The following is a 20,359-nucleotide window of genomic DNA, read 5'->3' on the forward strand; positions in this document are numbered from 1 at the left end:
ATGACATCCGGCGAACAGGCGAAAGCGCCTCTTCAAGCTCCCATTCTTCTCACCAATGTCAAACCCGTCGGTTTCGGGAAGGGGGCGTCCCAATCCTCTACCGATATTCTGATTGGCGGCGACGGCAAGATCGCCGCAGTCGGCTCTGCACTGCAGGCGCCTGCGGATGCGCAGCGCATTGATGCCAAGGGTGCCTTCATCTCGCCCGGCTGGGTCGATCTGCATGTGCATATCTGGCATGGCGGCACCGATATTTCCATCCGCCCCTCCGAATGCGGGGCGGAACGCGGCGTCACGACGCTGGTGGATGCCGGCTCGGCGGGGGAGGCGAATTTCCATGGTTTCCGCGAATATATCATCGAACCTTCGAGAGAGCGCATCAAGGCTTTCCTCAATCTCGGTTCCATCGGCCTTGTCGCCTGCAACCGCGTGCCGGAACTGCGCGACATCAAGGATATCGACCTCGACCGCATCCTTGAATGTTATGCCGAGAACAGCGAGCATATCGTCGGCCTCAAGGTGCGGGCGAGCCATGTCATTACGGGTTCCTGGGGTGTTACGCCGGTCAAACTCGGCAAGAAGATAGCCAAGATCCTGAAAGTGCCGATGATGGTGCATGTGGGTGAACCGCCTGCGCTCTACGATGAGGTGCTGGAAATTCTCGGCCCCGGCGATGTCGTGACCCATTGCTTCAACGGCAAGTCCGGCTCCAGCATCATGGAAGACGAGGACCTGTTCAACCTTGCGGAGCGCTGCGCGGGGGAAGGCATCCGGCTGGATATCGGCCACGGCGGTGCATCCTTCTCCTTCAAGGTGGCGGAAGCGGCGATCGCGCGCGGCCTGTTGCCGTTCTCGATCTCGACGGATTTGCACGGCCACTCGATGAATTTCCCCGTCTGGGACCTGGCAACGACCATGTCGAAGCTGCTGTCGGTTGATATGCCTTTTGAAAACGTTGTCGAGGCTGTCACCCGTAACCCGGCCTCTGTCATTCGCCTCGATATGGAAAACCGCCTTGATGTCGGCCAGCGCGCCGATTTCACCATTTTCGATCTCGTCGATGCCGATCTGGAAGCGACCGATTCCAATGGCGATGTGGCGCGCCTGACGCGTCTGTTCGAGCCGCGTTTCGCGGTCATCGGCACGGAAGCGATTACCGCCAGCCGTTATATTCCAAGGGCGCGCAAGCTGGTGCGCCACAGCCATGGTTACTCCTGGCGCTGAACCCGAATGGAAAGGCGGGGGTATGCCCTCCGCCTTCCGCAGACATAACGGGATACCCGTCCCGGCATTATGAGGAATTCGCGTGAAACAGTCTTCGCTTGATGCAGAAGGGCACCTTTCGCCCTATGACCGGCTCGCTGCGCTCGGCATCTCCCTGCCGCCGCCGCCGCCGCCGATTGCCAATTTCGTCACCCATGTGGTGGAAGGCAACATGCTTTATCTTTCGGGCCAGGGGCCTAGGGAAGAAAACGGCCATCTCTATGCCGGCAAGGTGGGCGCGGAAATCGGGCTGGAAGAGGCTTATAATCATGCGCGCCTCACCGGCATCAATCTGCTTGCCGTCATGCATGAGGCGCTGGGCGACCTGTCACGGGTGAAAAAGGTGGTCAAGCTGCTTGGCATGGTCAATGCCGTCAGCGATTTCCGCGATCATCCGAGCGTCATCAACGGCTGCTCCGATCTCTTCATCGATGTGTTCGGCGATGCGGGGCAGCACGCCCGCTCCGCGGTGGGGTTCGGTTCGCTGCCGGGCAACATCACCGTCGAGATAGAAGCCATCATCGCCCTTAGGGATTGAGGCCGTTCAATGGTTGCGCCAGCCCATCAGCTTTTCGATCCGTTCCGCCGAGACCCTGACCTGTTCAGTATAATGGTTTTCGTCCGCCAGCACCTTCTGTTCCGGCAAAACGATGGAAATCGTCGCAACGCATTCGCCCCTGTTATCGCAGATCGGCGAGGCGATGCAGGCGACGGCGTAGTCGGATTCGGCCACCTGTATCGACAGCCGGTCACGGAAGGCGGCACCTGCCGATTGCGACAGGGTTTCCGGGTTGATTTCTGCGCGGCCGGTCGGAGAGGTGCGGGCGCAGCGCCGGAAAAGTTCGACACGTTCGGCCTCCTGCAGATGCCCGACGAGCAGGCGGCCGGAGGCCGTCCAGTTCAGGGGAACGCGGGTGCCGACGCGCGAGGCAACCTGAAAATGGCTCGGGCCATCGGCCATGGCAAGCACCAGCATATGGTCGCCATCGCGGCCGCAAAGCTGCACCGTCTCGCCCGCATGGCGGCAAAGATCATGCATTTCGTGGGTGGCGACACCCATGAAATCCAGCGAGCGGGCATAAGCAAGGCCATAATGGTAAAGCCGCGCGCCGAGCCAGATGTTGCCATCGGCATTGCGCGCCAGCATGTTCTTTTCGACGAGATCGTCGATGATCACATAGACGGTGGAAAGCGGCGCCTTGATGGCCTTGGCAATCGCGTAAGCGCCGGCTGGAGATCCGGTTTCGTAAAGATAATCAATGACCTGAAGAGCGCGGTCGATGCCGCTGACGCGGGAGCGCTTGGCCGCCTTCGCGTCCGGATTTTCCTCCGTGGGAGACACGGCGGTTGAAGATATCTCGTCCAGTCTATGGGCGTCCAATTTTGGCTCCTCATGAATTTTGAGAAGCTATTACATTATTATGGCATATATGTCGATGCCCATCGCATCGCAAAGACAGGAGAAAGACATGACCGAGGATATCAGAAGCAGGATCGGCCTTCGCCCGGTCATCAACGTCTCGGGCACCATGACCTCGCTCGGCGCGTCGATTGTCGTTCCCGAGGCCGTTCAGGCCATGGCGGCGATCCTGCCGCAATTCGTCGAGATCAATGATCTGCAACGCAAGGCGAGCGCGATCATTGCAAGGCTGACGGGCGGCGAGACCGGTTTCGTCACGGCGTCCTGCTCCTCCGGCATCAGCCTTGCGGTTGCGGGCGCCATTACCGGCAATAATCTGCTGGCCATCGAAAAGCTGCCCGATGTCGTGCCGGAGAAGAACGAAGTGCTGGTGCAGATGGGACATGTGGTGAGCTACGGCGCGCCGGTGGATCAGGCGATCCGGCTTGCCGGTGGCAAAGTGGTGCTGGTCGGGCAGGCGACATCGACCCATCGTTTCCACATGGAAAATGCCATTACTGAAAAAACAGCGGCGGCGGTCTATGTCGTTTCGCACCATGTGGTGAATTACGGTCTGCTGCACCTTTCCGAATTCGTCGAGATTGCCCATGCCAGGGGCGTGCCTGTCATCGTCGATGCGGCTTCCGAATATGATCTGGAACTGTTTTTGGCCACGGGCGCGGATGTGGTGATCTATTCCGGCCACAAGTTCCTCGGCGGCCCCACATCCGGCATTGTCGCCGGTAAGAAGGAACTGGTGCGCCATGCCTTCCTGCAGAATATGGGCATCGGCCGCGGCATGAAGGTCGGCAAGGAAAGCATTTACGGCGTCATGGCGGCGCTGGAAGCCTGGGAAAAGCGTGACCATGACGGCATCCGCGAGCGCGAAACCGGCTATCTCAACCTCTGGAAAAAGACGCTGGACGGACGCCCCGGCGTGACGGCGCTGATTGAGCCCGACCCGACCAACAACCCGCTCGACCGGCTGCGCGTCATCATCGATGCCGAAGAAGCGCATATCACGGCATGGGACCTGACGACAGCGCTGGCCAGAGGCAATCCGCCGATCATTACCCGCGATCATGAGGTGGAACACCGCTATTTCTATCTCGACCCCTGCAACCTGCATCCCGGTCAGGAAACCATCGTGGCTTCCCGTCTGGCGGAAGAACTGGATAAGGCACGCGCCTCTAACGAGGTGATCGCCACACCGTTCGAAGACCGCAGCCGCCACCGTTTCGACGGCATGCTGCGCTGGCCTGACTGATTAAGCGAGCGGGTGCCGCGAGTTTCTTCTCCCCGAGGGGGAGAAGGTCGCGGCAGCGGGATGAGGGGGCGCCCTCGCCGGATTTCGGAAACGGTGCCCCCTCATCCGACCCTTCGGGCCACCTTCTCCCCCTCGGGGAGAAGAAACTCGTGGCAACCTCCTGCCCGAGCATTGCAACCAGAAGAAAAGAAGGGAACGATCATGACCGTGCCACAGGCAGCACCGCTTGGTGCAGAAGATGCCGTGCTTTCCGTCCGCAACCTCACCACGTCCTTTCACGTGGACGGCGGCTGGAAACCCGTGGTGCGCGATATTTCCTTCGATGTCGCGCCGGGCGAGACGGTCGCGATCGTCGGCGAAAGCGGTTCAGGCAAGAGCGTGACGTCGCTCTCCATCATGCGACTGCTGGATCGGGAAAGCAGCTGGGTGCAGGGTGAAATCCTGCTCGGTGGTCGCAACCTGCTGTCCCTTTCCGAAGACGCCATGCGGCGGGTCAGGGGTAACGAGGTTGCCATGATCTTTCAGGAGCCGATGACCAGCCTCAATCCGCTGTTCACCATCGGCGACCAGATTTCCGAAGCCCTGCTGTGCCACCAGCCGATGTCAAAAGCCGATGCAAGGGCGGAGACGGTCCGCCTTCTCGAAAAGGTCCGCATCCCCTCGGCCGCCTCGCGTTTCGACGAATATCCGCACCGCTTTTCCGGCGGCATGCGCCAGCGCGTGATGATCGCCATGGCGCTGGCTTCCCGGCCGAAGCTGTTGATCGCCGACGAACCGACGACGGCGCTCGATGTGACCATTCAGGGCCAGATTCTCGATCTCATCAAGACGCTTCAGGAAGAGGAAGGCACCTCCGTCCTGTTCATCACCCATGACATGGGCGTTGTGGCGGAAATTGCCGACCGTACTGTCGTCATGTATCGCGGCGAGCAGGTGGAAGTCGGCGCGACGGCGGATATTTTTCATCGCGGCAAACATCCCTATACCCGCGCACTTTTATCCGCCGTCCCGGTTCTCGGCTCCATGACGGGTGAGGAAAGACCGCTCCGGTTCCCCATCGTCAACACCACCACGGGGGAAACGCAGGAACCGGCTCGTCCGGCCGATACCGTCGATGCCAGCGCACAGCCGGTGCTGAAGGTGGAGGGGCTGACGAAGCGTTTCGACATTCATTCCGGCCTGTTGGGACGGCTCAGCGGCCGGGTGCACGCGGTGGAGAATGTGTCGTTCGATCTCCGGGCCGGCGAAACATTGTCGCTGGTGGGTGAAAGCGGCTGCGGCAAGTCCACCACCGGTCGCGCCATCATGCGGCTGATCGAGCCGGACGCCGGTTCGGTGGTGGTCAACGGCGAAAATATTCTTGCCCTCGACAAATCGGGCATGCGCGAGATGCGCAAGACGGTGCAGATGATCTTTCAAGACCCCTTCGCCTCGCTCAATCCGCGTATGACGGTGGGGGCTGCGATTGCCGAACCTTTTCTGGAGCACCGCATGGGCAGCGCCCGCGAAGCGAAAGAGGTGGTGGCCGACATGCTGGAAAAGGTCGGTCTCTCACCCGATATGGCGGCGCGTTACCCGCACGAGTTTTCCGGCGGCCAGCGGCAGCGCATCTGCATCGCCCGCGCGTTGGCGCTGCAGCCTAATGTCATCGTTGCCGATGAAAGCGTCTCAGCGCTTGACGTGTCGATCAAGGCGCAGGTCATCAACCTGATGCTGGATCTGCAGCAGAGCCTCGATCTTGCCTTCCTGTTCATTTCCCATGATATGGCGGTGGTGGAACGCGTCAGCCACCGGGTGGCGGTGATGTATCTCGGCGAGATCGTCGAGATCGGTCCACGCGCTGCTGTCTTCGACAATCCGCAGCACGACTATACCCGCAAGCTGATGGCCGCGGTGCCGGTGCCGGATCCGGACCGCCGGAACACGCGGCGCGGTGCGGCGAATGACGAGCTGAAAAGCCCGATCCGTCCGGTTGATTACACAGTCAATCCGCGGGCGTATCGCGAGGTTTCACCCGGTCACCTCGTGGCGCTCTGACTGCCGCCCCGTTTTCCCGGAGCGCGGTGCTTTACACGGGGGGACATTCTTCTATACCGCTTCTGGCCGCGTGACACCGATCACGCGCGGAAGGCGGATCATGGCGGTAGCGGAAAAGCAGAGGCGCAAAAGCTTCGAGACGTCGGCGGCGGTGATGCTGTCACGTTTCGACGCCGTGCTCGGCGCGGTGGCCGCGTTGATCCTTGCGGCCCTTCTCGTGGTGGTGCTGGTCAATGTCACTCTGCGATATCTGTTCCATACCGGCTTCATCGGCGCGGAAGATCTGGGCATATGGCTCAATGTGGCGATGATCGCCGTTGGCGCACCGCTCAGCCTCAAAAGCGCATTGGCGATGCGGCTCGATGTCTTCGTGCGCTTCCTGCCGCAGCGGCTTTATGCCGCCACTGAAATTCTCGCCGATGCCTTCTCCTTTGTTGCGGCGCTCATTCTCGCTTTCGGCGGGGTGGAGATCGCGGCCATGCTGGGCGGTACTTCGCCGACGCTCGGCCTGCCGGAATGGGTGCGTTTCGGCTTCCTCGGCGCGGGCGGCGGGCTGATCCTTGTCTATCTGGCGCTTCAGCGTTTCAGCGAAGGCAAGACATTCGCCGTTCTGCTGTCCATGACGATCGCAGTTGTGGCCTATGTCGGACTGCCGGAAGTGTTTGTCGATACGACCCTGCCGCCCAGCCTGTTTCTGGCGCTGACGGCGGCGGTGGGACTGGTTCTGGCGGCCCCGCTCGCTCACGCTTTTCTTGCTGCCGCTTATGTGGCGATTGCTTTTGGCAGCACCTTACCGGAGCCGGCCATCGTTTCTTCGACCGTAACGGGCATGTCGAAATTCCTGCTGCTTGCCATCCCCTTCTTCCTGCTGGCCGGAAGCCTGCTGACGATATCGGGTGTCGCCAACCAGCTCGTCCGTTTCGCCGCTTCCGTCGTTGGCCACCGTCGGGCGGGTCTGGCGCAGACGACGCTTTTGACCAGCGTGCTGTTTTCCGGCGCGTCCGGTTCATCGGTCGCCAACGCCGCCTTCGGCGCTTCCACCTTTCAGCCGGAACTCGTCAAACATGGTTATCCGCCGGCGCAGGCTGGCGCGATCATCGCCGCGACATCCGTGCTCGACAATGTCATTCCGCCGTCCATCGCTTTCCTGATCCTCGCCACGGCCACCAATCTTTCGGTGGGCTCATTGCTGGTCGGCGGCTTTTTCGCCGGGGGGCTGATGGCCGTTTGCCTCGGCGTGGCGATCCATTTGAGCGTGCGCAGCGTCGATACCCTGCCACGCGCGTCTGGGGCAGAGCGATGGCGCTCGGCCATCGCCGCCATACCGGCTTTCGGCCTTGGCGTCATCGTGGTGGTCGGCATCCGCATCGGCATCGTCACCACCACGGAAGCGGCGGCTCTTGCGGCGCTCTATACGCTGCTCCTCGGCTTCGGTTACCGGCTGGGCGTAGGTCGCATTTTCTCGACCTTCCGGCAATCGTCCGGGGAGGCGGCAGCAATTGGTCTTCTGATCGGCACCGCCGGTCCTTTCGCCTTTCTGCTGGCGGTGGACAATGTCTCCGGCCTCGTTATGGATTTTGTCACTGTGCTCGGCGGCAGCAAGATCGCGGTATTGCTGCTCTCCAATCTCATCCTGCTGGCGGTTGGTCTCGTGCTGGATATCGGCGCGGCGATCCTGCTCTTCGGGCCGATCCTGCTGCCCGCTGCGGTTGCGGCCGGCATCGATCCCATTCATTTCGGCGTCATTCTGGTGGTTAATCTGATGATCCACGGCCTGACGCCGCCACTCGGCATGCTCATCTTCGTGGTCAGCGGCGTGACCCGTGTTCCGGCGGGAGCACTTTTCCGGGCGGTCATTCCCTATCTCGTCTCGCTGCTCGTTGCCCTCGCCATTTTATGCCTATGGGCCATATTGTTTTAAGTCAGAGGTTTTCGTCATGACCATTATCGATCGCCGCCATCTCCTCAAACTCTCCGCCCTCGGTGCCGCAGCGCTTGCCGCACCGGCCCTGATGCGCCCGGCGCAGGCCAGAACCCGCCGCCTCACGGTCGCATCGCTATTTGCCGACGACAAGCCGGAGACGAAGATCTGGGTGAAGATCAGCGAGCTGGTTGAGGCGAAACTGCCCGGCCGTTTCCACTTCAACATCGTCAAGAGCGGGGCCCTGGGCGGCGAAAAGGAAGTGGCGGAAAACATCCGGCTGGGATCGGTTCAGGCGAGCCTCACCACCGTCTCTTCCCTGTCCGGGTGGGTGCCGGAACTGCAGATCCTCGACCTGCCTTTCCTGTTCCGAGATAGTGAACATGTGCGCAAGGTGGTGACGGGAGAGACCGGCGAAGAACTGAAGACAAAGCTTGCCGCACAGCAATTCGTCGCCGCCGATTTCATCAATTACGGCGCACGTCATCTTCTGGCCAAGGAGCCTGTGACCCGGCCGGAACAGTTGAAGGGCAAGAAAATCCGCGTCATTCAGAGCCCGTTGCACACCAGATTGTGGAGCGCCTTCGGCATGACACCGTTCGGCATTCCGATCACCGAAACCTATAATGCGCTGGCGACCGGGGTGGCCGATGCCATGGACCTCACCAAATCGGCCTATGCCGGTTTCAAGCTTTACGAGGTCGTGCCTTATCTGACCGAGACCGGCCATATCTGGGCCTCGGGCGTGGTTTATTACGGTGCAGCTTTCTGGAGCCAGCTGGACGATGAGGAAAAGAAGGTCTTCTTGGAAGCCTCCAGCGAAGGTGCCCGTTATTTCAACCAGTTGATCGTGGAAGATGAAGTAAAGTCCGTCGACCTTGCACTCTCTAAGGGTGGCAAGGTGCTGCAGCCGGAAATGCTGGATGAATGGCGCAAGGGCGCGCAGGGCGTCTGGCAGGATTTTGCCGGAATTGTCGGCGGTCTCGAAAAGATCGAAGCGATCCAGTCTATCTGAGTCAGCCGCATCGGACGTGAAAGGGAAGGCGCTTTTGCGCCTTCCCTTTTGTTTAGCGGATGTCTTCGGGCAGAACGTCCGAAGGGATGTTCTGGTAGGAAACCGGGCGCATGAAGCGGCGGATCGACAAGGTGCCGACAGAGGTCGCGCCGAAGTTCGTCGAGGCCGGGTAGGGGCCACCGTGAACCATGGCTTCGGACACTTCCACGCCGGTCGGGAAGCCGTTGGCGAGAACGCGGCCGGCCTTGCGCTCCAGGATCGGCAGCAGCTTGCGGCCGAGTTCGGCGTCGCCGGCATCCAGATGCATGGTTGCCGTCAGCTGGCCTTCGAAGCTCTTGGCGACTTCAAGCATTTCTTCTGCGCTATCAACAGTCACGATCAGGCCGAGCGGTCCGAAGACTTCTTCAGCAAGCGCGTGGTTGGCAACCCAATCCTTGCCGGCAACACGGTAGAGATAAGGCGTTGCATTGCGCAGATTGCAGGTGGTCGTCAGCACGTCGCGCACGCCGTTGCCGGCAGCGATACGGTCACGGCCATCGCGATAGGCGGCGGCGATGCCGTCGGTCAGCATGACCTGCGGGCCGACTTCGGAAAGTGCTGCACGGGCGGTTTCAGCCACGGCGTCCGCCTGTTCGGAGAGAATGACGGCGATGCCGGGATTGGTGCAGAACTGGCCCGCACCCATGGTGAGCGAACCGGCCCAGCCCTTGGCGATTGCTTCACCACGGTTGGCAACAGCTTCCGGCAGCAGGAACATCGGGTTGACGGAACCGAGTTCGCCGAAGAAGGGGATCGGCTCGGGGCGCTGGGCGCAGAGATCGAACAGCGCACGGCCGCCGGCGAGCGAGCCGGTGAAACCGACCGCCTTGATGCGCGGATGCTGCACGAGTGCGGAACCGACATCGCGGCGACCGCCCTGGATCAGCGAGAAGACGCCGGGATGCAGATTGTGCTTCTTGACGGCGGCGAGAACGGCTTCGGCAACGATTTCACCGGTGCCGGGATGGGCGGAATGGCCCTTGACGACCACGGGGCAACCGGCTGCCAGAGCGGCGGCCGTATCACCACCGGCCGTGGAGAAGGCGAGCGGGAAGTTGGAGGCGCCGAAGACGGCGACGGGGCCGATCGGACGCTGCATCAGGCGGATATCCGGGCGCGGCAGCGGCTGGCGATCCGGCAGGGCTTCGTCATGGCGGCGGTCGAGATAATCGCCCTTGCGGATATGCGATGCGAAAAGGCGAAGCTGACCAACGGTGCGGCCACGTTCACCCTGAAGGCGTCCAGCAGGCAGGCCGGTCTCGGACGAGCCGATTTCGGTGATGGCGTCGGCGCGGGCTTCGATCTCATCGGCGATGGTGTCGAGGAAAGCGGCGCGCTCTTCGCGGGTGGTGTAGCCGTAGCTCCAGAAGGCCTCTTCGGCTGCTTCTGCGGCTGCATTCACCAGATCGACGGTGCCGACCGAAAAATCGAAAGCTTCGCCATGTGCAGGCTCACTGCGGAATTTTGCTTCCGTTGCGACCCATTCTCCTGCAACCAGATGTTTGCCATGCGGCTTGAAACTCATTGTGCTCTTCCCTGAAAATCTGATCCTGTGTGGAAAATCCACCGATACCGTGACATCGCACCGAGAGGCGACAGCGCCAAGGCCATCAGCCACGATCCTCGTCCGGTTGCCTTCTGCCTTAGCCCGTGTGGGGCCTGAGCGAAAGCCGGTTTTTGAACTATCTGACCAAAAAGTGTGATTAATTGGGCGAGGCGTGAAAAAGACGTGCTTCCGTTTGCGCGGGTGGCACTCTATTGTTACGCCATGATGACAAACAGACTTCCAAAATATATCGCCTGGTCGGTTCTTCTACTGATCGTGATCGTTACAATCTGCCCGATCGGCTTTCGTCCGCACACGCTGACGAGTGTTGGCCTCGACCGCGCGGCCGCCTTCGCCTTCTGTTCGGGTGCCTTCGTGCTGGCCTATCCGCGTTATTGGCTGGCGATCATCGGGGCGGGTATTGTCGCGGCGTTCGGTATCGAGGCGTTGCAATTCCTCTCGCCGACACGCCACCCGCATCTGATGGACGCCGCCGTGAAAGCCGCGGGAGCGGTTGCCGGCGGACTGGCAACCTTCTCCTATCTCACTTTCCGTGCGCGGTTGGCCGCAGGCTGATGTATTGCCCGTGGTCAATTTTCCCGCTCAGCCTTTGACGGTAGCAAAGCCAAAACGGTCGTGCGATAGCGTGCGCTCAATGCCGCGCAGTTCCGCCAGCCCCTTCAGCCGGCCGATGGCGGGATAACCGGGCTGCGCGCCGCGCGTCAGGTCGTCGAGGATTTCCTGTCCGTGGTCGGGCCGCATCGGAATGGTATGGTCGTCGCGGCCCTCCGCCCGGCGTCGGGCCTCTTCGGTGATGAGTGCGGCGATGACTGCGACCATATCGGTTCCGCCCTCCAGATGTTCGTCCTCGAAGAAGGAGCAGGGAACGGTATCGGTATCGCGCGTCACATTGCGCAGATGCACGAAATGAATACGATCGGCAAAACGGCCGGCGATGAAGGGCAGATCGTTATCGGCGCGCGCCCCGAGAGAGCCGGTGCACAGCGTCACGCCATTGGCGCGGCTGTCGACCTGAGACAGCATATGGGCGTAGTCCGCTTCCGTTGACAGAATGCGCGGCAGGCCGAGCAGCGGCCATGGCGGATCGTCGCCATGGGCGCAGATGTTGATGCCGACCTCTTCCGCAACCGGCGTCACTTCGCAGAGAAAGTCGATCAAGTTCTGCTGCAGTCTCTCCCGGTTGATGCCGTGATAGGAGCGCAGCTTTTCCAGAAGCTGGGCGAGCGTATAACCATCCGCCGAACCGGGCAGGCCCGCACCGATATTGCGCCCCAGAGCGGCGATTTTCGTATCCGGCATCTCGGCAAAACGTTTTGCCGCTTCCTCCAGCAGCCAGTCAGGATAATCGGCCTTTGCGTCGGGGCGTTTCAGAATATGAATGTCGAAAGCGGCGAAATCGGTGAGATCGAAGCGCATCGCCCTTGCGCCATGTCTGGTCTCCCAACGCAGGTCGGTGCGCGTCCAGTCCAGCACCGGCATGAAATTGTAACAAACGGTGTGGATGCCGGAGGCGGAGAGGCGGCGTAGCGTCTCCTGCCAGTTGGCGATGTGATTTTTCCAGTCGCCGGTCTGGGTCTTGATATCCTCGGAAACCGGCACGCTTTCCACCACGTCCCAATAAAGCCCGCCGGCCTTGATCGCCTCATGCCGTTTGGTGATTTCGTCCACCGGCCAGACATCGCCGGTTGCTATGTGATGCAGCGCGCTGACGATGCCTTCCGCGCCCGCCTGAGCCGCATCCTGAACCGTGACCTTGTCGACCGGACCGAACCAGCGCCATGTATGTCTCATCTTTGATCCTCAAATATCAGTCTGCGGAAAATGTCAGTTGTACCTTGCAGGCGGCGGAGCGGTCTCCGGCCTGTTCGAATGCCGCTTTCGCTTCACCAAGCGGGAAGCTGTGGGAAATTATCGGTCGCACATCGATTTTGCGCGACGAGATGAGCCCGGCGGCAATGGCGAATTCCTCATGGAAACGCTGCGAGCCGCGCCAGACAATCTCTTTGCCCACCAGCGCATTAAGCGGAATGGTGACGTCGCCTGTCACCCCCACCTGCACGATGGTGCCGCGTGGGCGAACGCAGGCGAAGGCGGAGCGGAGCGCGGGGCCGGCGGCGGAGCAATCGAAAATGACGTCGAAATAACCCTTGTTGTCCTGGTAGGGCAAAAGCGCATCGGCGTCCTTTGCGACATTGATGGTGCGGTCGGCACCCATGGCGGGTGCGCGCTCCAGTGCCGCATCGGTGAGATCGGTCGCGACGATGATGCCGGCACCCGCCTGGCGGGCGGCGGCTATGGTGAGGAGGCCGATGGGGCCGGCGCCGGTCACCAGTACCGTCGCACCCGTCAGATCGCCAGCCTGCGCGACGGCATGCAGGCACACCGCAAGCGGCTCGGTACAGGCGGCCTCGGCGGGCGAGGTGGCGTCGGAAAATGTCGCGCATTGTTTTGCCGGAACCACCAGCCGGTCGCGGAACATGCCCTGTTCGTGCGGCAGGCGCATGGCGCTGCCCATGAAGCGCATGTCGAGGCAATGGATCGGCTGGCCCTTCAGGCAGAACTGGCAATGGCCGCAGGGCTGCGATGGATTGACGGCGACGAGCTGGCCGATGGTCAGTCCGCTGACACCCGCGCCCAAAGCCGCGATATGGCCGGATGCCTCATGGCCGCAGATGATCGGCTCGCGCACCCGCACCGGGCCGAAACCGCCATCCTGATAATAATGCAGATCGGAGCCACAGATGCCGCCTGCCGCCATGGTCAGCAACACTTCGCCGGGGCCGGGGGCCGCAACGTCCTGCGTTTCGACGCGGATATCTTCACGGGAATATAGACGTGCCACGCGTGTCTGCATGACGTAATCCTTTTGGGTACACTCATATTGGAGAAACTGCGCGGCAACACGCCGCGCAGGGCTTGCTCAATCAGCGGATAAGGCCGAGCTGGGTCGGTAACCACAGCGTAATCGCCGGAATGAAGGTGATCAGCGCCAGCGCCACGAAAAGCGGGATCATCCAGGGCAGAATGGCAAGCGTTGTGCGCTCCACCGACATTTTTGAAATACGTGACAAAACGAACAACACCATGCCAACCGGTGGGGTCAGAAGACCGATCATCAGGTTCAGCGTTACAATGAGGCCGAGATGGACGGGATCGATACCGTAGCGGGTGGCGACCGGCATCAGAATCGGTACGAGAATGCTGATGGCGGCAATGGTGTCGAGAAAGGCGCCGACGATTAGGAGCAGGATGTTGACGATGATCAGGAAAGTCCACCAGTTGTCCGTCATCGAGAACATGAAGTCGGAGAACAGCTGCGCCGCCTGGCTTACCGTCAGCAGCCATGCGAAAATTGACGCGGCCGTGACGATGAAGAGCACGGAAGCCGTTGTTTCCACCGTGTCGAAGCTGGCCTTCGCCAATGTCCTGAACGTCATGGTGCGGTAACGCACCAGCCCGAGGAACAGCGACCACAGCACCGCGGCGACCGCCGCTTCGGTTGGCGTGAACCAGCCCATGGTCATGCCGCCGATCAGAAGCACCGGCGTCATCAGCGCCATCACGGCGGAAAAGTCATAATACCAGTCGAGTGCGACAAGTACGGCAAGGCCTAAGAGAACCGCAATGTTGATCGACAGCCCCGCAAGGATCATCAGATAGATAGCGACCGGGAAGCTGAAGACGATCACTATTTCCATGGAGGCTTGGAGCAGCTGTTTCAATTCGAACGGTGTGTCGGACCCCCAGCCCTTTCGTTTTGCGAAAATATAAACGGTCACCATCATCAGCACGGTCATGACGACGCCGGGGATGATACCGGCCATGAACAATGCGCCGATCGAGGCGTTGGCCATCATGCCGTAGATGACGAAGGGCAGTGACGGCGGAAAAATCGGGCCGAGCGTTGCCGAGGCGGCAGTGACGCCGACCGCCGCATCAACGGGATAACCGTGATCTTTCATGGCCTTGATCTCGATGGTGCCGATGCCCGCCGCGTCCGCAAGTGCGGTGCCCGACATGCCGGAAAAAACCACGGAGCCGATGATGTTGACCTGCGCCAGGCCACCCTTCATCCAGCCGACAAGCGCCAGAGCGAAACGGTAGATGCGGCTTGTCACCCCGGCGATGTTCATCAGATTGCCGGCGAGGATAAAGAAGGGAACGGCGATGAGCGGAAAACTTTCGACGCCGGCGATCATGCGCTGGGCAGCGATGATATCGGGTGCCACGTCATAAAGGACGAGATAGAGCAGCGAGCTGACGGCCATCGACACGGCGACAGGCGTGCCGATGAGGAGAAGCAGCAGAAATGAACCGATAAGCAGGAGCATGGCCTAGATTCCCTGTGTGCTGACGGCTTCCTGAGCCTTTTCACGCACGGTTTGCTTGCCAGTGATGTCCTTGATGAAATTGTGCAGGGCACGCAGGAACATCAGCGCGAAAGCGGCGAAAACGGTATAAAAGACGATACCGCGCGGCAGATCGACCGTGACCATGCGCTCATCGCCGACGATTTCCAGGTAACGCCACATCAGCCAGGTGATATAGGCAAAGAAACCGATGGTGATGAGATCAACGATCAGTTCCAGAATCCGCCCGACGGCTTTCGGCACGAAGCGGTAGATCAGGTCGACGTGAATATGGCGGAACATGCGCACGCACATGACCGAGCCGAGGAAGACGACCACAACGAGGCAGTTGGCGGCTATTTCTTCCGTCCAGGCGAAGCTGTTGTTGAGGACGTAACGGGTGAAGAATTGCAGGAAGACGCAAAGGCCCATGCCCCAGAACACGGCAAGCGTTATCCAGTCTTCCACCGCATAGGGCGAAAGGTCGACCGGGCCGTTTTCCTCCTCGAAGGCATGCGCCATTTCTTCCACGCTGACGGGCGTGTGCTGCTGGTCAGTCATTGGCAGGAACTCCAGTTCAAGGGTCTCGGTTGGCGATATCCCGGCACCGGGAATAGTGCCGGGATAGGCTCAAACATCACTTGATGGCGCGGATGGCCTCCCAATCGGCCTTGTCGTAACCGAAGTCTTCAAGCTTTACCTTTTCGACCACGTTTTTCTCGAAGTCGGCCTTGTCGACTTCCGCAACCGTGATGCCCTTCGACTTAAATTCGTCGACGAGGGCCTTTTCACGGGCTTCGATCGTTTTCGTCGTGCGGGCTGCCGCCTCCTGCATCACCTCGGTGAAGATTTTCTTGTCCTCATCCGAGAGGCTCGCCCAGCGGGTTTTGGAAACCAGCGTGTTGAGATGGTCGACGATATGGCCTGTCAGAACGATGTTCTTCTGCACCTCGTAGAATTTCTTCGCCTCGATCGTCGTCAGCGGGTTTTCCTGGGCCTCGACGGTGCCGTTCTGAAGCGCCAGATAGACTTCCGCAAAGGCAATCGGCGTCGTATTGGCGCCGCAGGCACGCGGCATCGCCAGATAGGCCGGAACATCGGGAACGCGCATCTTCAGGCCAGCCATGTCGCCGCATTTTTCAATCGGCCGGTTCGACGTTGTGTGGCGAGTCCCGTAATAGCTGACGGCGACGATGTGGTTGCCGGTCTTGTCCTCATAACCTTTCGCGAGCTTCTTGAAGACATCGCTCTTGGTATAGGCGATCAGATGGCTCGGATCGCGGAAGATATAGGGGAAATAGGTGACGCCGATCGGCTTGAAGTCACGCGCGGCAAAGCTCGATCCGGAAATGATGATATCGACCGTGCCGAGTTTCAGACCCTGGTTGATATCGGCTTCCTTGCCAAGCTGCGATGCCGGAAACACATCGATCTTGTAGCGGCCCTCGGTGCGTTTGGCGATCTCTTCCGCGGCCCAGACCGAATCCGTGTGGAACGGTTCGGAGGTTTCGTAAACATGCGCCCATTTCAGCGCTGTCTGTGCCTGCGCCGCGAGGGCGGAAAGCAGGATGGCGGCTGTTGCGCCCATCAAAGTCGACAATCTGATTTTCATTCTTAACTCCTCCCGAATTAAAGCCAGATTTCTGTTTTTACCGTCGCCGAGCACGGCGCGGTCACTCTTCTCCGATCGTTTCCTCTCCGAAACTTTCGGAAAATCTCTTTTGCGACAGCGTCAGATGCTGCCGCATCGCCTCACGAGCCCCTTCCGGGTCGTTGGCGGCAATGGCGTCGCGGATCGCGCGATGTTCCTGCACGGCGAGGCTCCAGGTGTGCGGGCCCTCGAAATAGCTGGCGAGCTTTTCGAAAAAAGGAGACAGGCTGCGCTCGTCGTAAATCAGGCCGGTAAAACGATTGAGCGCCGAATTGCCGATGATGTCGGCAATGGCGGTGTGGAAGGCTCGGTCGAAATTGAGCGCCTGTGGCGAACTGTCGAGCGCGGCGGCCATACGTTCGATGATGTCATCGAGCTTTGCGATACATTCCGGCGTCGCAAGCCGCGCGGCTTCCTCGGCAATCGCGCTCTCGATGATGCAGCGGGCCTGCAGGATTTCGAATGGGCCATGCGCGTCCGGCATGGGCGATTTTTCCCGCGCCTGCCGGCCGGCAGCGCTGACGTAAACGCCCGACCCCATCCGGATATGGATGTGGCCTTCCACTTCCAGAACGATAAGGGCTTCACGAACGGTCGGGCGCGAGACGCCGAAGCGTTCCGCAAGGTCGCGTTCCGCTGGCAGGCGCTGACCGTCCGTCAGTTCCCCGCTCTCGATGAGCAAGCGAATTTGTTCCGCGACCAGCCGGTAAAGGCGGCGCGGCTCCAGAGCCACAAACATGATGTCCCTCCCAGCGCGAAGGTCTCCCCCCGTTCGCGCAAGCGGTAAGATGGTCTTACCAATTTTATTAGGACGTATTTATGAGAGGCTGTCAATTAGCCGTTTTGGAAAAGCTTACAGGTTATGCTTGAGGGCGGCTCAGCCGGTCGGTGGTCGCCGGCAGCTCTTCAGGCTTTGCTGCTGGTCAGCTTCAGGCCACCATTCTCGTCGGTCACCACACCCAGTTCACCGTAACTGCCGATGGCAAGATGCGGCGTCTCGATCGGGTGGGAATGGGTCACGTTGATGACCACCACCGCAGCCCCCATGCGTTCGCCGGCCTGGATGCCCGCCGGCGCATCTTCGAAGACGACGCAGCTTTCCGGAGCAACGCCGAGCCTTTCGGCGGCCTTCCGGTAACCTTCGGGATCGGGCTTGCCGTTGACCACATCGTCCGCGCAGATCATCACGGGTGGCGGTGTGATGCCGGCCGCCGCGAGCCGTTTTTCCGCCAGTTCACGCACGGCGGAGGTGACGATGGCCCATTTTCCCGCCGGCAAAGACGCGAGAAAAGCCGCGGCGCCCGGTATCGGAATGATGCCCTCCACATCATCCATCTCGGCGCGCAATATCATGTCGGCCTCGGCATCCACATCGAGGCCGGGAACTGCCTCGCGACGGATCACCTCGGAAGCCCGCATGCCGTGGATGCGCCGCAGGAAAGCAATCGGCTCGATACCGTTTGCAACGGCCCACTCCCGCCAGACGCGCTCGACAACGGCTATCGAATTGACCAGCGTTCCATCCATGTCGAACAGGAAGGCCGCGAACTCTTGCGAAAATATCTGGGTCTGCGGTGGGACTTTGCTGTGCATCTCATTCTTCCGTTGGAACTCTCGGGTACAGCCCGTATCTACAGTATCACGCGGCATAACGGAATCGCTTTTCGGCTGCCTCAAGCAGATGATCGTCTCTTGAGTGTTGTTCCAGAATCGGACGCTGCGTGATGCCTGCGAGTCGAGTCGGGAAGCAGGGGAGGGCGAGGAGTGTCTGCTGCAAAGAGGCGTCAGCTTGCAGCAAGGATGCACTGCTATCATGCGTCTTCATTTGCAAGGCATTGACATGAATTCAAGGCGTAACAGCTGTTTTCGAATGTTTTGCGCGAAGGCTTTTGCAAGCGCAATTTTATTAACGAATTCACCGCTTCAGGGGCTGCGTTAACCATTTGTTAACCATATTCGAGGTACCTAATTGTCAACGATTTGTTTACCAAGATGACCAAAGTGCTAACAGACCAGCGTTCGATCCGTATCAAAGGCCGCTCCTTCCTCGCGGTCGTCCTGTCCCCCGAATCTCCGGTCGATCAATGGCTCGAAAGGCTTGATGATCTGGCTGCCCGCTCGGCCGGGTTCTTCCTATCGCGGCCGGTGGTTCTCGACGTGTCGGAGCTGTCGCTCGACAAGGCGGGCCTGAAGGAACTGCTGGCGGCGCTGAGAGAACGCAATGTTGGCATCATGGGCATCGAGGGTGTTCGCCCTTCGATGATCGAGCCGGGTATGCCGCCGTCGCTGAAGGGTGGCAAGCCTGCTTCCGATGTCGAGGTGGAGCCGGTCGCCGTGGCTGCCGAATTGCCGGAAGACAAGCCGCACGCTTCGGGCGAGGTCCGCGCCGTGGTGCAGTCACTGGTCATCAACGAGCCGGTGCGCTCGGGCCAGTCGATCATGTTCCCGGAAGGTGACGTCACCGTCATCGGTTCGGTCGCCTCGGGCGCTGAAATCATCGCCGGCGGTTCGGTGCATATTTACGGTGCGCTGCGCGGACGGGCCATGGCCGGTTCGCTCGGCAATGTCTCGGCGCGCATCTTCTGCCGCAAGCTGGAGGCCGAGCTTCTGGCCATCGACGGCGTCTACAAGGTTGCCGAGGACATTGACGACAAGCTGCGCGGCCAGCCCGTTCAGCTCTGGCTTGAAAACGATACGATCAAGGCCGCAAAACTCGGCTGATAATAGAGAAACGAACAGGAACAGGAGAGAGCCATATGGGGAAGGTAGTCGTTGTAACTTCCGGCAAGGGCGGGGTCGGCAAGACCACCTCGACCGCAGCGCTTGGCGCCGCATTGGCGCAGAACAAAGAGAAGGTCGTGGTCGTCGATTTTGACGTCGGGCTGCGCAATCTCGATCTCGTCATGGGTGCTGAACGCCGCGTGGTTTACGATCTCGTCAACGTCATCCAGGGTGATGCCAAGCTGACGCAGGCGCTGATCCGCGACAAGCGCCTCGAGACGCTGTTCCTTCTGCCGGCCTCGCAGACCCGCGACAAGGACAATCTGACGCCGGAAGGTGTTGAATGGGTCATCGCCGAGTTGAAAAAGCACTTCGACTGGGTGATCTGCGACAGCCCGGCCGGTATCGAACGCGGCGCAACGCTGGCCATGCGCCATGCGGATGTGGCTGTCGTCGTCACCAATCCGGAAGTCTCTTCGGTGCGTGACAGCGATCGCATCATTGGCCTGCTCGATTCCAAGACGCTGAAGGCCGAGCGCGGCGAGCGCATGGAAAAGCACCTGCTCCTGACGCGTTATGATGCCGTCCGCGCCGAACGCGGCGACATGTTGAAGGTGGATGACGTTCTCGAAATCCTCTCCATTCCGCTGCTCGGTATCATTCCGGAAAGCACGGATGTGCTGCGCGCTTCGAACGTCGGTGCGCCTGTCACGCTGGCGGATGCCCGTTGCGCGCCGGCCATGGCCTATTTCGACGCCGCCCGCCGCCTCTCCGGCGAGGATATTCCGGTCGTCATCCCGGGCGAGAAGCGTGGCATCTTCTCCAAGATCTTCGCAAGGAGGGCTGCATGAGCATCTTCAGTATCTTCCGTAAACAGAAGTCAGCACCGCTTGCGCGCGAACGCCTGCAGGTGCTGCTCGCCCACGAAAGGGCGTCGTCGGGAACCGATCTCGTCGCCGTCCTCCGGGAAGAGATTCTCGCCGTCATCGCCAGGCATGTGCAAATCGATGGCGACCGTGTGCACGTGAAGATGGATCGCGACGAACATTTCTCCATATTGGAGATCGATGTCGAAATCCCGCTGGGCACCGATCTGCGCGCTGCATAAAACATTTCAAAAGGACGCCGCC

Annotated in this window: 19 protein-coding genes; 10 read left to right on the top strand and 9 right to left on the bottom strand. The window is 60.5% G+C overall.

Annotated features, from left to right (window positions below):
- Together NYR50_RS22425 and NYR50_RS22430 are read left to right on the top strand one after the other, a co-directional pair.
- Complete coding sequence (locus tag NYR50_RS22425; protein ID WP_418138074.1) at positions 1 to 1,224, top strand: amidohydrolase/deacetylase family metallohydrolase; 1,224 nt, start codon at positions 1 to 3, stop codon at positions 1,222 to 1,224.
- An 82-nt stretch (positions 1,225 to 1,306) separates the two neighbouring features.
- Entirely contained in the window at positions 1,307 to 1,801 is a 495-nt protein-coding gene (locus tag NYR50_RS22430) for a RidA family protein (protein WP_418138075.1), read from the top strand.
- A 6-nt stretch (positions 1,802 to 1,807) separates the two neighbouring features.
- On the opposite strand, the gene NYR50_RS22435 is transcribed toward NYR50_RS22430, so the two are convergent.
- Positions 1,808 to 2,629: an IclR family transcriptional regulator gene (locus NYR50_RS22435; RefSeq protein ID WP_418138287.1), complete on the bottom strand. Its 822-nt coding sequence runs from the start codon at positions 2,627 to 2,629 to the stop codon at positions 1,808 to 1,810.
- A 103-nt stretch (positions 2,630 to 2,732) separates the two neighbouring features.
- Here NYR50_RS22435 and NYR50_RS22440 point away from each other — a divergent pair, with 103 nt between their 5' ends.
- The 4 genes from NYR50_RS22440 to NYR50_RS22455 all read left to right on the top strand — a co-directional run bounded on the left by NYR50_RS22440 (position 2,733) and on the right by NYR50_RS22455 (position 8,902).
- On the top strand, positions 2,733 to 3,929 hold the full coding sequence (locus NYR50_RS22440) for an aminotransferase class V-fold PLP-dependent enzyme (RefSeq protein WP_418138076.1): 1,197 nt from the start codon (positions 2,733 to 2,735) through the stop codon (positions 3,927 to 3,929).
- Between the two features lie 201 nt (positions 3,930 to 4,130).
- Positions 4,131 to 5,966 carry a dipeptide ABC transporter ATP-binding protein gene (locus NYR50_RS22445; RefSeq protein WP_418138077.1) on the top strand — a complete coding sequence of 612 codons (1,836 nt, stop codon included), beginning with the start codon at positions 4,131 to 4,133 and terminating at the stop codon, positions 5,964 to 5,966.
- Positions 5,967 to 6,120: 154 nt separating this feature from the next.
- Positions 6,121 to 7,887, top strand: a complete 1,767-nt coding sequence (locus NYR50_RS22450) for a TRAP transporter large permease subunit (protein ID WP_418138288.1) — start codon at positions 6,121 to 6,123, stop codon at positions 7,885 to 7,887.
- Positions 7,888 to 7,903: 16 nt separating this feature from the next.
- Positions 7,904 to 8,902 (top strand): TRAP transporter substrate-binding protein, encoded by a 999-nt coding sequence (locus tag NYR50_RS22455; RefSeq protein WP_418138078.1) that lies wholly within the window; start codon positions 7,904 to 7,906, stop codon positions 8,900 to 8,902.
- 52 nt (positions 8,903 to 8,954) lie between these two features.
- Here the strand turns inward: NYR50_RS22455 and NYR50_RS22460 are convergent, their stop codons facing one another.
- Positions 8,955 to 10,466, bottom strand: a complete 1,512-nt coding sequence (locus NYR50_RS22460; RefSeq protein ID WP_418138079.1) for an aldehyde dehydrogenase (NADP(+)) — start codon at positions 10,464 to 10,466, stop codon at positions 8,955 to 8,957.
- Positions 10,467 to 10,709: 243 nt separating this feature from the next.
- Here NYR50_RS22460 and NYR50_RS22465 point away from each other — a divergent pair, with 243 nt between their 5' ends.
- A complete protein-coding gene (locus tag NYR50_RS22465) occupies positions 10,710 to 11,063 on the top strand; it encodes an antibiotic resistance protein VanZ (protein ID WP_418138080.1) in 354 nt (117 codons plus the stop codon).
- Positions 11,064 to 11,090: 27 nt separating this feature from the next.
- On the opposite strand, the gene uxuA is transcribed toward NYR50_RS22465, so the two are convergent.
- The 7 genes from uxuA to NYR50_RS22500 all read right to left on the bottom strand — a co-directional run bounded on the left by uxuA (position 11,091) and on the right by NYR50_RS22500 (position 18,101).
- Entirely contained in the window at positions 11,091 to 12,299 is a 1,209-nt protein-coding gene (gene uxuA / locus NYR50_RS22470; RefSeq protein ID WP_418138081.1) for a mannonate dehydratase, read from the bottom strand.
- A gap of 16 nt (positions 12,300 to 12,315) precedes the next feature.
- Entirely contained in the window at positions 12,316 to 13,362 is a 1,047-nt protein-coding gene (locus tag NYR50_RS22475) for an L-idonate 5-dehydrogenase (protein ID WP_418138082.1), read from the bottom strand.
- A gap of 70 nt (positions 13,363 to 13,432) precedes the next feature.
- Complete coding sequence (locus NYR50_RS22480) at positions 13,433 to 14,839, bottom strand: TRAP transporter large permease (RefSeq protein WP_418138083.1); 1,407 nt, start codon at positions 14,837 to 14,839, stop codon at positions 13,433 to 13,435.
- A 3-nt stretch (positions 14,840 to 14,842) separates the two neighbouring features.
- Positions 14,843 to 15,418, bottom strand: coding sequence for a TRAP transporter small permease (locus tag NYR50_RS22485; protein ID WP_080814263.1), 576 nt, complete (start codon positions 15,416 to 15,418; stop codon positions 14,843 to 14,845).
- 76 nt (positions 15,419 to 15,494) lie between these two features.
- Entirely contained in the window at positions 15,495 to 16,469 is a 975-nt protein-coding gene (locus NYR50_RS22490; protein WP_418138084.1) for a sialic acid TRAP transporter substrate-binding protein SiaP, read from the bottom strand.
- 61 nt (positions 16,470 to 16,530) lie between these two features.
- On the bottom strand, positions 16,531 to 17,247 hold the full coding sequence (locus tag NYR50_RS22495) for a FadR/GntR family transcriptional regulator (RefSeq protein ID WP_174009804.1): 717 nt from the start codon (positions 17,245 to 17,247) through the stop codon (positions 16,531 to 16,533).
- Between the two features lie 167 nt (positions 17,248 to 17,414).
- Complete coding sequence (locus NYR50_RS22500) at positions 17,415 to 18,101, bottom strand: HAD family hydrolase (protein ID WP_418138085.1); 687 nt, start codon at positions 18,099 to 18,101, stop codon at positions 17,415 to 17,417.
- Between the two features lie 399 nt (positions 18,102 to 18,500).
- On the opposite strand from NYR50_RS22500, the gene minC reads away from it, so the two are divergent.
- From minC to minE, 3 genes are read left to right on the top strand one after another with little or no spacing between them, the layout of a single operon-like run.
- Entirely contained in the window at positions 18,501 to 19,229 is a 729-nt protein-coding gene (gene minC, locus NYR50_RS22505) for a septum site-determining protein MinC (protein ID WP_035257422.1), read from the top strand.
- Between the two features lie 35 nt (positions 19,230 to 19,264).
- Complete coding sequence (gene minD, locus NYR50_RS22510; RefSeq protein WP_418138086.1) at positions 19,265 to 20,080, top strand: septum site-determining protein MinD; 816 nt, start codon at positions 19,265 to 19,267, stop codon at positions 20,078 to 20,080.
- A complete protein-coding gene (minE, locus tag NYR50_RS22515; protein WP_418138087.1) occupies positions 20,077 to 20,337 on the top strand; it encodes a cell division topological specificity factor MinE in 261 nt (86 codons plus the stop codon). Before minD ends, minE begins: the two co-directional genes overlap by 4 nt.
- The last annotated feature ends 22 nt before the right edge of the window (positions 20,338 to 20,359 follow it).

It is taken from the genome of Agrobacterium sp. El2ro-1b (genome assembly GCF_048298475.1).
Lineage (GTDB): Bacteria > Pseudomonadota > Alphaproteobacteria > Rhizobiales > Rhizobiaceae > Agrobacterium > Agrobacterium fabrum.

Excerpts from the sequence above, each read along its gene's own strand:
- NYR50_RS22425 (WP_418138074.1), top strand. The coding sequence starts at position 1 with ATGACATCCGGCGAACAGGCGAAAGCGCCTCTTCAAGCTCCCATTCTT.
- NYR50_RS22440 (WP_418138076.1), top strand. The coding sequence starts at position 2,733 with ATGACCGAGGATATCAGAAGCAGGATCGGCCTTCGCCCGGTCATCAAC.
- NYR50_RS22445 (WP_418138077.1), top strand. The coding sequence starts at position 4,131 with ATGACCGTGCCACAGGCAGCACCGCTTGGTGCAGAAGATGCCGTGCTT.
- NYR50_RS22450 (WP_418138288.1), top strand. The coding sequence starts at position 6,121 with ATGCTGTCACGTTTCGACGCCGTGCTCGGCGCGGTGGCCGCGTTGATC.
- NYR50_RS22455 (WP_418138078.1), top strand. The coding sequence starts at position 7,904 with ATGACCATTATCGATCGCCGCCATCTCCTCAAACTCTCCGCCCTCGGT.
- NYR50_RS22460 (WP_418138079.1), bottom strand. The coding sequence starts at position 10,466 with ATGAGTTTCAAGCCGCATGGCAAACATCTGGTTGCAGGAGAATGGGTC.
- NYR50_RS22465 (WP_418138080.1), top strand. The coding sequence starts at position 10,710 with ATGATGACAAACAGACTTCCAAAATATATCGCCTGGTCGGTTCTTCTA.
- uxuA (WP_418138081.1), bottom strand. The coding sequence starts at position 12,299 with ATGAGACATACATGGCGCTGGTTCGGTCCGGTCGACAAGGTCACGGTT.
- NYR50_RS22475 (WP_418138082.1), bottom strand. The coding sequence starts at position 13,362 with ATGCAGACACGCGTGGCACGTCTATATTCCCGTGAAGATATCCGCGTC.
- NYR50_RS22480 (WP_418138083.1), bottom strand. The coding sequence starts at position 14,839 with ATGCTCCTGCTTATCGGTTCATTTCTGCTGCTTCTCCTCATCGGCACG.
- NYR50_RS22485 (WP_080814263.1), bottom strand. The coding sequence starts at position 15,418 with ATGACTGACCAGCAGCACACGCCCGTCAGCGTGGAAGAAATGGCGCAT.
- NYR50_RS22490 (WP_418138084.1), bottom strand. The coding sequence starts at position 16,469 with ATGAAAATCAGATTGTCGACTTTGATGGGCGCAACAGCCGCCATCCTG.
- NYR50_RS22495 (WP_174009804.1), bottom strand. The coding sequence starts at position 17,247 with ATGTTTGTGGCTCTGGAGCCGCGCCGCCTTTACCGGCTGGTCGCGGAA.
- NYR50_RS22500 (WP_418138085.1), bottom strand. The coding sequence starts at position 18,101 with ATGCACAGCAAAGTCCCACCGCAGACCCAGATATTTTCGCAAGAGTTC.
- minC (WP_035257422.1), top strand. The coding sequence starts at position 18,501 with ATGACCAAAGTGCTAACAGACCAGCGTTCGATCCGTATCAAAGGCCGC.
- minD (WP_418138086.1), top strand. The coding sequence starts at position 19,265 with ATGGGGAAGGTAGTCGTTGTAACTTCCGGCAAGGGCGGGGTCGGCAAG.
- minE (WP_418138087.1), top strand. The coding sequence starts at position 20,077 with ATGAGCATCTTCAGTATCTTCCGTAAACAGAAGTCAGCACCGCTTGCG.